Annotated in this window: 17 protein-coding genes; 14 read left to right on the forward strand and 3 right to left on the reverse strand. The window is 46.2% G+C overall.

Features of this window, described 5'->3' with window-relative positions:
- Window positions 1-2 precede the first annotated feature (2 nt).
- From AAA939_RS10595 to AAA939_RS10605, 3 genes are all read right to left on the reverse strand, one after another.
- Window positions 3-125 (reverse strand): DUF4044 domain-containing protein, encoded by a 123-nt coding sequence (locus AAA939_RS10595; protein ID WP_083491607.1) that lies wholly within the window; start codon window positions 123-125, stop codon window positions 3-5.
- A 76-nt stretch (window positions 126-201) separates the two neighbouring features.
- Complete coding sequence (locus tag AAA939_RS10600) at window positions 202-1158, reverse strand: magnesium transporter CorA family protein (RefSeq protein ID WP_338230874.1); 957 nt, start codon at window positions 1156-1158, stop codon at window positions 202-204.
- Window positions 1159-1456: 298 nt separating this feature from the next.
- The gene (locus AAA939_RS10605) at window positions 1457-1627 is read right to left on the reverse strand and encodes a hypothetical protein (protein ID WP_338210488.1); all 171 of its coding nucleotides are present in this window, start codon (window positions 1625-1627) and stop codon (window positions 1457-1459) included.
- Window positions 1628-2068: 441 nt separating this feature from the next.
- On the opposite strand from AAA939_RS10605, the gene AAA939_RS10610 reads away from it, so the two are divergent.
- The 14 genes from AAA939_RS10610 to AAA939_RS10675 all read left to right on the forward strand — a co-directional run bounded on the left by AAA939_RS10610 (window position 2069) and on the right by AAA939_RS10675 (window position 15435).
- Window positions 2069-2434, forward strand: a complete 366-nt coding sequence (locus tag AAA939_RS10610) for a DUF3397 domain-containing protein (RefSeq protein ID WP_338210486.1) — start codon at window positions 2069-2071, stop codon at window positions 2432-2434.
- A gap of 181 nt (window positions 2435-2615) precedes the next feature.
- On the forward strand, window positions 2616-3041 hold the full coding sequence (gene mraZ, locus AAA939_RS10615) for a division/cell wall cluster transcriptional repressor MraZ (RefSeq protein ID WP_057706718.1): 426 nt from the start codon (window positions 2616-2618) through the stop codon (window positions 3039-3041).
- A 33-nt stretch (window positions 3042-3074) separates the two neighbouring features.
- Window positions 3075-4031 (forward strand): 16S rRNA (cytosine(1402)-N(4))-methyltransferase RsmH, encoded by a 957-nt coding sequence (gene rsmH / locus AAA939_RS10620; protein ID WP_338210484.1) that lies wholly within the window; start codon window positions 3075-3077, stop codon window positions 4029-4031.
- A gap of 36 nt (window positions 4032-4067) precedes the next feature.
- Entirely contained in the window at window positions 4068-4451 is a 384-nt protein-coding gene (gene ftsL, locus AAA939_RS10625) for a cell division protein FtsL (protein WP_338210483.1), read from the forward strand.
- Window positions 4448-6589, forward strand: coding sequence for a penicillin-binding transpeptidase domain-containing protein (locus AAA939_RS10630; RefSeq protein ID WP_338210481.1), 2142 nt, complete (start codon window positions 4448-4450; stop codon window positions 6587-6589). The genes ftsL and AAA939_RS10630 overlap by 4 nt, the downstream gene beginning before the upstream one ends.
- Before the next feature lie 29 nt (window positions 6590-6618).
- On the forward strand, window positions 6619-7584 hold the full coding sequence (gene mraY, locus AAA939_RS10635; RefSeq protein WP_338210480.1) for a phospho-N-acetylmuramoyl-pentapeptide-transferase: 966 nt from the start codon (window positions 6619-6621) through the stop codon (window positions 7582-7584).
- A gap of 123 nt (window positions 7585-7707) precedes the next feature.
- Window positions 7708-9087, forward strand: coding sequence for a UDP-N-acetylmuramoyl-L-alanine--D-glutamate ligase (gene murD, locus AAA939_RS10640; protein ID WP_338210478.1), 1380 nt, complete (start codon window positions 7708-7710; stop codon window positions 9085-9087).
- A complete protein-coding gene (gene murG / locus AAA939_RS10645) occupies window positions 9087-10178 on the forward strand; it encodes an undecaprenyldiphospho-muramoylpentapeptide beta-N-acetylglucosaminyltransferase (RefSeq protein WP_338210474.1) in 1092 nt (363 codons plus the stop codon). Before murD ends, murG begins: the two co-directional genes overlap by 1 nt.
- 36 nt (window positions 10179-10214) lie before the next feature.
- A complete protein-coding gene (locus tag AAA939_RS10650; protein ID WP_338210472.1) occupies window positions 10215-11078 on the forward strand; it encodes a cell division protein FtsQ/DivIB in 864 nt (287 codons plus the stop codon).
- A gap of 135 nt (window positions 11079-11213) precedes the next feature.
- Window positions 11214-12560, forward strand: coding sequence for a cell division protein FtsA (ftsA, locus tag AAA939_RS10655; RefSeq protein WP_338210471.1), 1347 nt, complete (start codon window positions 11214-11216; stop codon window positions 12558-12560).
- A 28-nt stretch (window positions 12561-12588) separates the two neighbouring features.
- Window positions 12589-13896 (forward strand): cell division protein FtsZ, encoded by a 1308-nt coding sequence (gene ftsZ, locus AAA939_RS10660; RefSeq protein WP_338210469.1) that lies wholly within the window; start codon window positions 12589-12591, stop codon window positions 13894-13896.
- 23 nt (window positions 13897-13919) lie between these two features.
- Entirely contained in the window at window positions 13920-14351 is a 432-nt protein-coding gene (locus tag AAA939_RS10665; protein ID WP_057706684.1) for a cell division protein SepF, read from the forward strand.
- Between the two features lie 12 nt (window positions 14352-14363).
- Window positions 14364-14627: a YggT family protein gene (locus AAA939_RS10670; RefSeq protein ID WP_083491606.1), complete on the forward strand. Its 264-nt coding sequence runs from the start codon at window positions 14364-14366 to the stop codon at window positions 14625-14627.
- 22 nt (window positions 14628-14649) lie between these two features.
- Window positions 14650-15435, forward strand: a complete 786-nt coding sequence (locus AAA939_RS10675) for a YlmH family RNA-binding protein (protein ID WP_338210466.1) — start codon at window positions 14650-14652, stop codon at window positions 15433-15435.
- Window positions 15436-15446 lie beyond the last annotated feature (11 nt).

Genomic DNA, 15446 nt, shown 5'->3' on the forward strand with positions numbered 1-15446 from the left:
GATTAGCTGAAACTTAAAAGTCCTAGTCCAGATAACGCGCTCAAAACTAGTGACCCAACGGTAGAAATAATCATTAACCACACAATGACCATCGTGATTTTTTGGAAGGTTGTCTTTTTCTTCATAGTTTTCGTTTGCACCACACTTTTTAAGTAATTCTTTCATAGTTTAACGTGTAATCGACTATTTTTCAAATAACTATTAAAAATAGTCGTGGTTACGTAAATATTCGATTCCTAAAATACACAGAATAATGGTGCCCAGCATGATCCAAGTAAACGCGTGCACGACACTGGCACCCGGTAGTTTGACGTTCATCCCGTAGATACCGCCAATAATCGTTGGGATGGTTAGAATCATGGTCAGTGAAGTTAAAAACTTCATCACGTCGTTTAAATTGTTGGAAATGACAGCACTGACCATCTGACTGTACTGTTGGAGGATCTGATTGTTCGTGTGGGTCATGTCGACCGCCTGTTTTGTTTCCACCATGATGTCGGTTGTAAACGCCGCGTGGTGGGGTGCGTTAAAGTGGGTAGCGGACGCTTCGACCGCGGCTAAAACGGGGCCGTTTTGTGTGAGGGCCGCGTCAAAGCGAATCAGTGACTTTTGGTAAGCCATAATTCGAAACAGTTCTTCGTTATGGGTCGCTTGGTTTAAATGGCGTTCCAGTAAGTTAGTTCGCTGATTAATCAAATTTAAAGCGCTGACGTAAGCGTGCTCGATATACCACATGATGGCTAGTACGAAGTCTTCGTGATTCTCTAAACTGAGTTTGGATGAAGTCGGGTCCATAATGAAATCCTGAATGAAACTGGCAGGGTAATTACTGATGGTTAAGACGACTTGATCCGTCAAAATCAAGGCAAACGGATAGACTTGGTATTCTAAATAGCCGAGGTCAATGGTCGTTAGCTTGGGGTACTGCATCACGATTAAAACGGGTTGGGTGGCGGTCGCCTGGTCCAACTGTTCCGTCCGAGAGACTTCCGCATCGTCTAGGACGGCTGTTAAGTAGTCTTTAGGAAAATGAAAGGTGTTTGTTAATTGATTGATTTCATTAATAGTCGGGCGTTCGACGTTGATCCAGTAAGGCTGGTTAGGGTCATTAGCCGTTGTTAACAACCCGTTAGGCCCGGTAGTAAAGTATTGCAGCACGTGTGCCACCTCCGATAACTTTACTTCCCATTATAGGGCTGGCGACAGTGATTGAAAAGCAGGCCTATAATCTCTATAATTAGACCGATACTAATTGTCAAAGTAGCAGTGATAGTTATTTTTGAATTAAGCGCTCCGTCGGGTAGCCTTGGTGTGCTATGTTAGATTGAATTGTGGTTAAAGGTTGAAATCTAAACTTAAGGGTTAATCATTGCTGTATCAGTATCTAGGACAATAAAAACAAACCACTTGTAAATTATTCCGGTTGCCACTGATGACATGCGGTCGTGGGACCGGGTCAAGCCTGAGGAGCGGTCTTGCCCCTCGCCCGGAACACTTGCAAAAAACGCAATTGTCCCGGACCGTCCGTGGTGTAAGCCCAGCAAAAAAACGCCGCACCAACACCACCAGCACGACCGATGCCATCAGTGGCAACCTTCGAGCATCCGACTAACGCTACATTTATCATAGACATCTTCCAGCTATGTTAAGGTTGCTGACAAACTTAACCGGTTTGTTTTAAAACAATCTTAGCGTAGCCGGCAGAACCAGCGGGCCGTGTCGGCACTGTTAGCTGGCGTTTTTTGCCAGGTTACAGTGCGGGGCGACTTGAAAGACTCGTCCTTTGAGGCTTTCAAGCGAGGCGGAAGACCGTTCTTTGTCTGTAGCCGACCCCATGGCTCACTGATTCTGCCAGCGAAGCGCCGAAAATACTAACCTTCTAATGATAGGTAGTGCTATAGCAACGATTGAACTAGTTTTAGCACTTTCAATCTTTAGATTTTAACCTTTAGATTTTAACCTTTAGTTAAATTGACCTTTTAACCCTTAGAAGAATTAAAGAAAGGAAACGTGCAAATCCGTTTTAAGTAAGGCCGCTTGTTTGGATTTGTCATAGTAGGAATTTACGATGAATGAGTTATTGACCACTTGGTTTGGGCAAATTATCTTTTTGGCGCTCGTTTCAATCATCATTTTAGGATTGCGACGGCTGACCCGGAAAATTTGGCCCAATGGTTTAACGTTAATTGATTTCTGGCCGCCGTTTTTAATTTTATTCACCCATTTTTTGACGCTTCAGGCCACGGAAAGCTCCATCGTGCCGTATGAAGTGATCTCAATGATGGTTTTAGGAATTGGGCTGACCGTCTTAGAAGTGATTCAGCAGGGTGAAATTATCTATCGGCGCTTTTTTAGACTTTATTGGCGGCTAATCGACCTATTAGCGATTGTCGTTTATTTAGTTGCTTTAGTAATTAACTTATTATTTAAATAACGGACTAAGAGATAAAAAGTCCCCCACTAATCCCCACCTAACGAATCAACGTTAGGCGGGGATTTTTTGACATTTTGTTAACAATTTGGAAAAGTAATAAAACGATGTGGTAGGAAGTGGGGGGGTGTGGTAGACTTGAATTATGTTTAATGAAAGGGGTTGACTGACCGTGGCGCCCAAGATGTTTTTCGGTGAATTTGAACACGCCTTGGACACGAAAGGTCGGTTGATCATCCCAGCCAAGTTTCGTGAGTTACTTGGCGACAGTTTTGTGATCACGCGGGGGATGGACGGCTGTATCTTTGGCTATCCAGCCGCGCGGTGGGCCACACTGCAAGCGCAACTAGATGACTTGCCGCTTACTAAAAAGGACGCACGGGCGTTTGTCCGGTTCTTTTACGCAGCGGCGGCTGAATGTGAACTTGATAAGCAGGGGCGGGTTATGATTCCCGCATCCCTGCGTAACTACGCTAAGTTAGAAAAACAATGTGTGATTGTTGGGGTATCGGACCGTTTTGAAATTTGGAGTGCGACTAAGTGGCAAACCTTTGAGACGGAGACCGCCGAGAACTTTGATGATCTCGCTGAAAATTTGATTGATTTTTAATTCATAAGGATTTAATGGGAAGGGGGCGCAACAGTGGCAGAATTTGAACATACCACCGTCTTACTACATGAAGCGGTTGCGGCGTTAAATATTGATCCCGCAGGCATTTATGTGGATTGTACGTTAGGTGGCGGGGGACATTCCCGCGAAATCCTAAAACAGTTGGGACCAAACGGACACTTATTTAGTTTTGATCAGGACCAGACGGCGATTGACTATAATCAATCCAATTTGGCCAGTTATTTAGAAAGTGGCCAACTGACATTTGTTAAAAGTAATTTTGCTAATCTGAAGCACGAATTAGCGGACCGCGGCATTGACCAAGTTGACGGGGTCGTTTATGACTTGGGGGTATCATCACCACAGTTTGACGACGCCGCCCGTGGCTTCTCGTATCAACACGATGCGCCACTTGATATGCGCATGGATCAGAGTCAGGAGTTAACGGCGCAAACAGTTGTTAACACTTGGCCATATGCTGACTTAGTTCGGATTTTTTACCGGTATGGTGAAGAGAAGTTTTCTAAGCAGGTTGCCCGCGCAATTGAGCGTCAACGCGAAAGCCAACCAATTGAAACAACTGGTGAACTGGTCGACCTTATCAAGTCAGCCATTCCGGCCCGCGCACGGCGGACGGGTGGTCATCCAGCCAAACGTGTCTTTCAAGCGATTCGGATTGCGGTGAACAATGAACTGGGTGTTTTAGAAACGTCGTTGGAACAAGCGGTTGATTTGATCGGTGTCCATGGTCGGGTCAGTGTGATCACGTTCCAATCCCTTGAAGATCGACTCGTGAAGACGATTTTTAAGGAACACAGTGAGTTACCCGAGTTACCACCTGGTTTACCAGTGATTCCTGAGGGCATGCAGCCTGATTACCGGCTTGTTAACCGGAAGCCAATTGTGCCAAGTGATGAAGAAGTGGCGGCTAATCGGCGGGCGCGTAGTGCTAAACTGCGGGCCATCGAACGGTTACGTGTTAAGGATTAATTAATGAAATAGATGAATGTTAAGGAGTGATTTAAAATGGCCCAGAATGGATTGGCACGGGAACTGCCAAAGCAGAATCCCGGCGCTACCTCAACCCCGGTACATAAAACCGTCGTAACCCCCAATCCGGCAATCAAAACGCAGCGGGTACCATTTTCTGCGTTTGAAAAATGCTTGAGTGTGACACTTGGTTTGGTGGTTTTCAGTTTGGCAATTATTTTAGTTTCAACCAACATTGCCATTGGTAATTCTCAAAGTAGCTTACAGGCGGTGCAAGCGAAAGTTTCCAAGGTGGAGGCAAGTAATACGTCTCACGCCCAAGAAATTAGTGAACTTTCAAGTCGTAGCCGGTTAAACCAAGTCGCAAAGAAGTACGGCTTATCGCTAAACAACGGTAACATAAGGAATGTTTACAAATGAATAATAAGAAACAACGAATGACTTCGAAACGGTCACCGAAACAAAATCGTAGAATCTTTGGCCAATGGCTATTTTTTGGAGCGATCCTCGTATTTGGTGTTTTGATCATTCGTTTTTCGTATATCGCGATTTCCCACCACGCCAACGGGACGAATCTTGTGGAAGCAACTAAAAAGTTGTATACGACGGATCAGACCATAACGGCGAAACGGGGAACGATTTATACGGCAAACGGCGATCCAATTGCTGAAGATACGAGTACTTACACCATTTATGCCATTATGGCGAAAAACCAGAAGGATGCGAATGGTAAGGCACTGTACGTCAAGAATGATAATCAAGTGGCAAAGGTATTGTCGAAATATTTGCCGATTAGCTATAAAAAGGCGTTAGCAACGCTTCAAGATGGCACTGGCAAGTTCCAAATTGAATTTGGAACGGCCGGGAAAAACATTTCGTTGACGACGAAGGAAAAAATCGAAGCGCAAAAAGTTTCGGGATTGCATTTTATTGAGTCGGAAGCACGTCTGTACCCGAACGGGACCTTTGCATCCCAGCTCGTGGGCCTTACCAATGCGAAGTCGGTCAAAGGTTCGGAATCAACGCGGCTAACCGGATCAATGGGAATTGAACTAGCTTTCAATAAACAGTTATCTGGGACTGATGGCCGTAAGACCGTCACGAAGAGTGGGTATCAAGGCAACGTCGATACCGGTAAAAAGGTCAAAGACGGCGAGAACGTTTATACGACGATCGACAGCAAGCTACAGACTATTTTGGAAACAAAAATGTCAGCGGTCGCGGATCAAGTTAATCCGAAGTCGATGACGGCAACCCTGATGAATGCCAAAACGGGGGCAATTTTGGCCACGACGCAACGCCCAACGTTTAACTCGCAAACCAAGAGTGGGCTGAGTAAGATGTGGCGTAACTTGCTGGTTGAGGATACCTACGAACCCGGTTCGACGATGAAAGTCTTTACGATGGCGGCGGCCATTGACAGTGGTAATTACAACCCCAACGTGACGGTTCCCACCGGGACTTATCGAATCGATAATAAGATTGTGCCCGATTGGAATACGAGTGGTTGGGGTAACATCACGTATGCCAAGGGGTTTGCGCTATCTAGTAACGTTGCGATGGCGCACCTCGAACAAACGATGGGTGCCAAAACTTGGCTAAAGTACATTAAGCGCTTCGGTCTGCGTTCGAGCACGAATAGCGGTTTGGCGAATGAGCAAACCGGTTCGATTCAGTTTACTTATCCGATTGAACAAGCCGATACGTCGTTTGGGCAAGGGGTTCAAGTCACAGCGATGCAAATGCTGCGCGGATTTACGGCCGTTGCAAATGGTGGTAAAATGCTACAGCCATACTTTGTTTCCAAAGTGACGAATCCGAATACCAACAAGACGGTTTTTAAAGCGAAACCTAAAGTCGTTGGGCAACCGATTTCTGCCAAAACGGCTTCTCAAGTACTGGGACACATGCAAGACGTTGTCTACAAGTCTTACGGGCTTGGGGGCGCTTATAAAATCAAGGGATATCGGATCGCTGCGAAGACTGGGACGGCCCAAGTCAGCAACGGGAGTACCTACGCAACGGGTGATGATTCTTACCTGTATTCCGTTGTTGGGATGGCGCCGGCTAAAAATCCAAAATACATTATGTACATCACCATGAAGCAGCCGACCCTTGGTAGTACGACGGCAACTGATGAAATGGCAGGTATCTTCAAGACCGTTATGCAACGGGCACTTGAGGAACAAAAAGCTAGTGAGTCGAAGACGGCGACAATCAAGATGGCCGATTTGACTGGTAAAAGCACGACGACCGCTGCCAAAGATGCAAAGCAAAGCGGCATTAAACCGGTCGTTGTTGGTAAGGGTAAGCGGATTGTGAAACAGTCAATTTCGTCCGGTACCGTCCTTTCTAGCGGTCAGCGGGTCGTCCTCGTGACTAACGGGCAGATGTATATGCCCGACTTGACGAGTTGGTCGACCAGTGAAGTCGCTGATTTTGCCAGTCTAACGGGGTTGAAGTTGACGACTAGCGGTACGGGCTATGTGAAGGCCCAGAGTATTTCGGCTGGTAATCCGATCGACGCTAAGGAAAGTTTGAGCGTGACGTTAAAGTAATTAATTAAGTTTTAGAATGGAGAATTGTTGTGAGTTTATTATCATGGGTAGCGGCCCTAATTAGTGGGTTTATCATCGTGTTTGCGTTAATGCCGTCTTTAATTCGTTATTTCCGCGCACGTAAAGAGGGCCAAATGATTCGCGAAGAGGGCCCTAAATGGCACGAAAAGAAATCTGGGACCCCAACGATGGGCGGCTTGTTATTTATTATCGCCATCTTGGTCACGACCTTGTGGGTTGGTTTTTGGCAAGGTTTGTTACAACCAACGACCTGGATTTTAATGTTCATCTTAGTACTCTACGGGGCGCTGGGATTCTGGGATGACAGTATTAAGCTATGGCGGAAGCAAAATGAAGGGCTAAAAGCATGGCAAAAATTGCTTGGTCAAATTATTGGTGCGGTCGTCTTCACGTTAGTTTACCAGAATGAGCATTTGACAATGGGGCTACGAATTCCCGGCGTCGGTGATTGGTCGCTAGGTATTTGGTACATGATCTTCGTCATTATTTGGCTTGTTGGGTTTTCCAACGCCGTCAACTTGACGGATGGGTTAGATGGCCTAGTCGCTGGTCAAGCAACGATTGCTTTTGGTGCGTACGCGATTATCGCGTGGGCCCAACAACAATATAACGTCGCGTTATTCTGTATTGCAGTGGTCGGTTCCTTACTAGGTTTCTTTGTCTACAACCACAAACCCGCAAAAATCTTCATGGGTGATATGGGTTCATTGGCCTTAGGTGGGGCGTTAGCTGCGGTTTCCATCTTGGTCCATCACGAATTGTCACTACTTATTATCGGGATCATTTTCGTTATTGAAACGGCTTCGGTTATGTTACAAGTGGCCTCGTTCAAGTTAACGGGGAAACGGATCTTCTTAATGAGTCCAATTCACCATCACTTTGAAATGAAGGGTTGGAGTGAGTGGAAGATCGACATCGTATTCTGGTCGATTGGTTTAGTGGCTGCCATTATCAGTGTGGCAACAATTATTTAATGACTAATTTTGGGCGTATCAATGGCGGATTTACAAACCGGTGATACGCCTATTGGCATTTAGTCCACTGAATATTAAAATAAATATATTGTGTCTATCAATAAATTAGGGAGATCTTGGTATATGAAGTCGGTTGAACAGTATCGCAACCAAAAAGTTTTGGTTTTAGGACTTGCAAAGAGTGGGGTCAACGCTGCCCGCTTATTGCACAAGCTAGGGGCATTTGTCACGGTCAATGACAAGAAGGATTTTGATGACAACCCAGATGCACAGGAGCTATTAAGCGAAGGCATCAAGGTTATCACGGGGGGACACCCGTTATCTTTATTGGATGAAGATTTTAAGGTGGTCGTCAAAAATCCAGGCATTCCGTATTCAAATCCGATTGTGAGCGGGGCGCTTGAAAAGCACATTCCCGTCATCACTGAAGTTGAATTAGCAGCCCAAATCTTGGAAGGCGAACTGATCGGGGTCACCGGGACAAACGGTAAGACCACGACAACGACGTTAATTACCATGATGTTGAACCAACGAAACAATGCCGGCAAAGCCTACGTAGCGGGTAATATTGGGGTTCCAGCCTCAACCATTGCCCAAAAAGCGCAAGCTACCGATACGATGGTGACGGAGCTTTCAAGCTTTATGCTTTGTGGGATTGCCACGTTGCATCCCCACATTGCCGTCATTACGAATATTTATTCAACTCATTTAGACTGGCATGGTAACCGTGACAATTACGTTAAGGCGAAGATGCGCATTACGATGAATCAAACGGCAGATGATTATTTAGTCATCAACTGGGATAGCCAGGAATGGCGTGACCTCAGTAAGCAGTCTAAAGCACAAGTTGTGCCATTTTCACGTCAGGGCAATAGTAAAGCTGGCGCCTATGAAGAAGACGGCAAATTGTACTTTAAGGACGAATACATTATGGATGCAAAGGCCATTAAGATCCCGGGAGACCATAACGTTGAAAACGCCTTAGCAGCCATTACGGTTGCTAAGTTACAAGGGGTCGCAACGAGTGGCATTGTCCAAGTCTTGAAGACGTTCTCCGGGGTTCGGCACCGGACCCAGTACGTTGAAACCTATGAAGGCCGTCAGTTCTACAATGACTCTAAGGCGACAAACATTGTTTCAACGGAAATGGCGTTGAAGGGCTTTGACCAGCCCGTTGTCTTGTTGGCTGGTGGTCTGGACCGGGGCAATACGTTTGAAAAGCTTGCCCCCGCATTGAAGGATCATGTTAAGACCCTCATCGTGTTTGGTGAAACGGCTCAAAAGATGGCGGATGCCGGAAAACTTGCCGGTATCGATGACATTGAATTTACTGAAAACTGTGAAACGGCGGTTCCAGTAGCTTGGAAGCGGAGTAACTCAGGCGACATTATTATGTTGTCACCCGCTTGTGCAAGCTGGGATCAGTACCCGAACTTTGAAGTGCGGGGCGACCGGTTTATTAAAGCAATTGAGAAGTTAACTGGAAAGGCGGAAGAAAACTAATGCGACTAATGATTTCTGGCGGCGGTACCGGGGGCCACATTTACCCGGCATTAGCCTTGATCGAAGCGCTAAAGGCACACGATAAGCACGCCGAAGTCCTCTACGTTGGGACACACCGGGGTCTTGAAAGTCGAATCGTCCCAGAACGCGGAATCGCGTTTAAGACGATTAAGATTCAAGGCTTCAAGCGGTCGTTATCCCCACAAAACTTCAAGACGGTTTACCTGTTCTTAAAGAGTGTGGTCACGGCTCGTAAGTACATCAAGGAATTCAAGCCGGACGTCGTGGTTGGGACCGGTGGCTACGTGAGTGGTGCGGTCGTATTTGCGGCCAGTCAGATGCACATTCCCACGGTGATTCATGAACAGAACTCCGTTGTGGGTGTGACCAACAAGTTTTTGAGCCACTTTGTTAATAAGATCGCCATTTCGTTTGAGAGTGCGCGGTCACAGTTCCCAGAAAAGAAGGTCGTCATGACCGGGAACCCCCGTGCGCAGCAAGTTGCTAATATCCAAAAGACTGCGGCCTTGCAAGCATACGGGCTTAAAGATGACGTTCCCACGGTCTTGATCTTTGGGGGAAGTCGGGGGGCAGCCCGGATTAACGCGGCCACTGCTTCCGCGGTACCAGAGCTCAATAAGCGGGACTATCAGACCCTCTTTGTGACGGGTCAGGTGCACTATGACAAAATCATGGATAGTCTCTCAAAGACAACGTTAGCACCCAATGTTAAGATTGAACCGTACATCAAAAACATGCCAGCAATCCTGCCAGAAATCGCCGTGATCTTAGGCCGGGCGGGTGCCACTAGTATTGCTGAAATTACGGCCTTGGGGATTCCGTCAATCCTAGTGCCTAGTCCTTACGTGACGAATGATCATCAAACGAAGAACGCACAGAGCCTAGTTAACGCTGGGGCGGCTGAACTAGTTAAAGAAGCCGACTTAACGGCGACGAGTTTGCTCAAAGCGGTCGATGGCCTGATGCTTAGCGCCGACCATCGTGAAGATATGGCTAATAATGCGAAGAAGCTCGGGATGCCCGATGCAGCTGATCAGTTATTAAAAGTCCTCGAATCCGTGGTCAAGTAAAAAACGTAACCTTATGAAGATGAAAGGGTGGGTGTGATGGCCATTTTTAAGCGAGCACCTAAGGACAAAAGGCCGGAACAACTAACCCCTTGGGAACGCTATCAGCGACACGCTGAACAAAATGAGGCCCAGGCAAAGAAAAGCCATTTTAGCAGGTGGGGTAAACAACTGCGAATCGGTGATAAGTTACCAAAATTAAAAACACAACGCCGTCGCTTAGTGGTTAAACGCGCGGCGCTGTTAATTAGTTTGTTTTTAATGGGCATCGTGATTGCAGGGTACTTTATTTCACCACTTAGTCACGTCCAACAAGTCAAGGTTTCAGGAACGGATGGTTTGACGACGAACCAGGTAACGCGGGCGACGAAAATTCAGCCAGGGGTTTCAATTTGGGCTGTGATTGGTCACGACCAGCGGACAAGTCGCCAAGCGAAACAGCAAAATCCGCAGATTGGCAAAGTCACGACTAAGTTGGTTGGCTTAAACCAGATTAACGTCAAAGTTAACGAAATTCGGGTTGCCGGTTACTTGGTGGACGGGAATCATTATCAACGGGTCTTGGAAAATGGGTTGATCTTAAAGACGAGTTATTCGCAACCTGGCGGTGGTTCGCCCATTTACGCGAACTTTAAAAGTGGGGCTCGGCTTGAGAAGATGATTGCTCAATACGCGAAGTTACCTTCGGCAGTTAAACATGCAATCTCAGAAATTAAGTTTGCACCGACAACGTCCAATCCGCAGCGCATCCATTTATACATGAATGACGGTAACGAAGTTTATGCAACAATCTCAACGTTTGCAAGCAAGATGACGTATTATCCGGGCATCGTCGCAAAGATGAAAACTAAGGGAATTGTGAACTTAGAAGTCGGCGCGTATTCGTATTCATTCAAGAAGTAGAATATTCTTCAAGAATGGTGAATGTGCTCTTTTTAAAAGCGCTTAGGATATGGTAAACTAGGGGTTAACTAGGTATGTAACTAAAATCTATAAAAATTTATATTTATGTAAAAAGTACTAGGAGGTTCCTCTATTATGGATAATTCAGGAATTTATGTCGGACTTGATATAGGAACCACCTCAATAAAAGTCATTGTTGCTGAACGTGTAAAGGGACAAATGAACGTTATTGGTGTGGGTAGCGAACGTTCTAATGGTTTAAGTCGCGGTGTCATTGTTGATATTGACAAGGCCGCCAGTGCGATTCAATCGGCAGTACGCCAAGCTGAAGAAAAAGCAAGTATCGAAATAAAAAAGGTGATTGCGGGCGTTCCCGCTAACCTGGTAAAAATTGAACGTTGTCGCGGCATGATTGCCGTGGCTGATGAATCAAAAGAAATCAATAATGAGGATGTCCAAAACGTAGCCGCAGCGGCGCTAGTACAGAGCCTGCCACCGGAGCGCGAAATTTTGGACGTGATTCCAGATGAGTTTGTCGTGGATGGCTTTGACGGAATTAAGGATCCCCGGGGGATGGTCGGTGTCCGTTTAGAGATGCATGGGACGCTCTTTACCGGACCTAAGACCATTATTCACAATACGCGCAAAGCGATTGAAAAAGCTGGTTTGCAGATCGAACAAATCGTGATTGCACCACTGGCGTTAAGCTCACTCGTGTTAAACGATGGTGAACAAGACTTCGGGTCGATTATTATTGACATGGGTGGTGGCCAGACTACGGCGGCGGTCATTCATGATCATCAGTTAAAGTATACTTATGTTGATCAAGAAGGCGGCCAGTATATCACTAAAGATATTTCGGTCGTTTTGAATACTTCGATTGAAAATGCAGAGAAGCTAAAACGGGATTACGGCTATGCCGATGCTCAGCAGGCCGCTGATGATGAAGAGTTCCCGGTCGACGTTGTCGGTCAAAGTACCCCAACTCAGATTAGCGAGCAATACTTAGCAGAAATCATTGAAGCCCGACTTGACCAAGTCTTTGGCAAGGTTAAGCAGCACTTGGATGAAATCCGAGCGTTGGAATTGCCGGGCGGCATTGTTTTAACTGGTGGCGTTGCAGCAATTCCTGGTATTACAGAATTGGCTAGTCAACTCTTCGGTACCCGGGTTCGGGTCTTTACACCGAACCAGATGGGCTTAAGACATCCGTCGTTTGATGAGGCGTTAGCAGTCATCAAATACCAAGCGGCCTTAAGCGAAGTCGCGTTACTCGTAAAGAGTGCGTTAACGGGTGATACACGGGCAAGCGTTGCACATGACTTCTCAGAAGTCGTTGATCCAATTGCCAGTGCACCCCGGACGAGTACTGAAACAATGACCCAAACAACCAAACAACAACCTGAACAAAAACAGGACAATCCAGATCGGAAGGGTGCCCTTGACCACATTAAGGGCTTTTTCAACCACTTCTTTGATTAATTAGGATAGGAATGACGGAGGAAAAATAATGGAATTTTCTTTAGATTCAACCCAGAATTCAGGGGCAAATATTAAAGTCATCGGTGTCGGTGGCGGTGGTGGCAACGCTGTTAATCGGATGATTGCTGAAGACGTCAAGGGTGTCGAATTTATCGTCGCCAATACCGATGTACAAGCATTACAAACTTCTAATGCGGAGACCAAAATTCAATTAGGACCGAAACTGACCCGTGGGTTGGGTGCCGGTTCTAATCCGGACGTTGGTTCAAAAGCCGCGCAAGAAAGCGAAGAAGCCTTAACGGAAGCCTTACAAGGCGCTGACATGGTCTTTGTCACCGCTGGTATGGGTGGCGGTACCGGTAACGGGGCTGCTCCCGTGGTTGCTAAAATCGCAAAGGATTCAGGTGCTTTGACGGTGGGGGTCGTCACCCGACCATTTACTTTTGAAGGACCTCGACGTGCACGAAATGCGGCTGAAGGGATTGCACAAATGAAGGACAACGTTGATACGTTGATCGTCATTGCAAACAACCGTTTATTGGAAATCGTTGATAAGAAGACACCAATGATGGAAGCCTTCCAAGAAGCCGATAACGTTTTACGTCAAGGGGTTCAAGGGATTTCTGATTTGATTACGTCACCAGGTTACGTTAACTTGGACTTTGCTGACGTGAAGACCGTGATGCAAAACCAAGGTTCTGCTTTAATGGGAATTGGTTCTGCCAGCGGCGAAAACCGGACGGCCGACGCAACCAAGCAAGCCATTTCTTCACCATTGTTGGAAGTTTCCATCGATGGAGCCGAACAAGTCTTGCTCAACATCACTGGTGGCCCAGACATGTCACTTTACGAAGCACAAGCTGCTTCAGACATTGTGTCACAAGCTGCAACGACTGATGTTAACATCATCTTCGGGACTTCAATCGATGAAAGCTTAGGCGATGAAGTTCGGGTTACAGTGATTGCAACTGGGATTGACCAAAAGCAAAAAGAAATGCAATTGGGTTCAACTTCTAGCCGGACTGAAACGAGTCAACAACGGGGCGGGATGTTCTCTAGCACTAGTGAACAAAAACCAGCCAGTGAAGCTGTCAACATGGCACAAAGCCAAGCACCAGCTAATAGCAACGATCCGTTTGGCAACTGGGACATTCGGCGCGAACCAAGCAGTTCACGACCAGTGAATAACAATAATAATGGTTCTGAATTTAAAAACGTTGAGAAGGCTGACTTTGACGTATTTAACGACAATGGTCAGACTGATGATAATAACAACAACGATGATAATGGGGATTCATTAGATACACCGCCATTCTTCAAACGGCGGCGCAAGTAAAACACTGAAGGGAGCGATCATAGATGGCCGGACGATTTAGTTTTAGTAACTTTTTTGGCGTCGGTGATGATCAATTAGATGACCAGCCGGTACAGCCTAGTCAGGCTGCGCCGCAAGCGTCAACCAATCAAGCAGCCAATACCCGGACCGCGCCAAAAGTCGTACCCATGCAAGGTGGTAAGTCGGTGAATAGTAAGATTGCGTTATTTGAACCGAAAATTTATTCAGACGTTAAAGAAATTGCGAGTCAGCTACTTAAAAATCAAGCGGTGATCGTAAATTTTGATCACGTTGATGATCAAATGGCCCGCCGCATTGTTGATTTTTTGACCGGAACGGTTTACGCCATTAACGGTGAAATTGAACGCATCGGGGATGAAATTTTTCTTTGTATCCCAGAAAATTATGAAGTTTCTGGCAGTACAACGAGTCAGTTTAATCCCAACAGTTTGTAAGGAGTGAGCGTACTGGTACTAAACATCATTAGCAGGTTATTTCAGCTCTACCAGGTAGCCATCGCCGTTTTTATTTTAATGTCATGGTTTCCTGGCGCTTATAACACAAAAATTGGACAATTTTTAGGACGGATTTGTGATCCATTTCTGAGCATTTTCCGGCGGTTTATTCCTGCCATTGCGGGAATCGACTTTTCCCCAATCATTGCCCTGGTCGTTTTACAGTTTGCTGAAAACGGCTTGCTTTACCTGTTACAAATGTTCGGAATCTATTAATTAAAGTAACGAGGATAGTATCGTGAATGAAAATTTAAAACAACATTTTCGCGATAGTGAAGCCCCATTTATTGAACAGGTCACTGGGTGGTTGCGCCAAGCAGCCGACCAGTACCGACCAATTTTAACTGCGTTTTTAAACCCGCGCCAAGTGTACATTGCTCAGACAATGGTCAACCAGTTAGACGACGTTCGAATGCGGGCCTTTGGCGGCTATCCGGGTGCGGAGTTGCAACGGATTTTATTTTATCCAAGCTACTACCAGCCTGAGGAAGCCGACTTTCAAATTACCCTGTATAACATCGTCTATCCGCTCAAGTTTGCGACGTTAAAGCACGGTCAAATTTTAGGAACCCTGGCAAATTCGGGGGTCGAACGCGACGTGTTTGGCGACATTGTTTCGGATGGTGACGACTGGCAGTTCTTCTGCGAAAATGAAATGGCACAGTATTTTGATGATCAAATTGACCATTTTGGCAAAACGAAGGTTCACTTAACCGCGATACCGGTAGCGAATGCCTTAGTTCCTGAAAATGACTGGGAGAGTGTCACAACGACAGTCAGTTCATTGCGGGCGGATAGTGTGGTCAAGGCGGCCTTTAACCTTTCACGACACCATGCCAAGGAGCTGATTGAAGGGAAGCAGGTTCGCTTGAACTGGGCGGATTTACCAAAAGCCGACTACGAGTTAGCGTTGCTAGATATGCTGAGTGTGACCCACTACGGGCGGGTCCAGTTGGCAGAAATTGGCGGCGAAACAAAAAAGGATCGGTTACGGATAACGTTAAATATTATTCATAGCAAATAGATATTGGAGGA

Source organism: Lactiplantibacillus paraxiangfangensis (genome assembly GCF_036246185.1).
In the GTDB taxonomy this organism is placed as follows: Bacteria; Bacillota; Bacilli; order Lactobacillales; family Lactobacillaceae; genus Lactiplantibacillus; species Lactiplantibacillus paraxiangfangensis.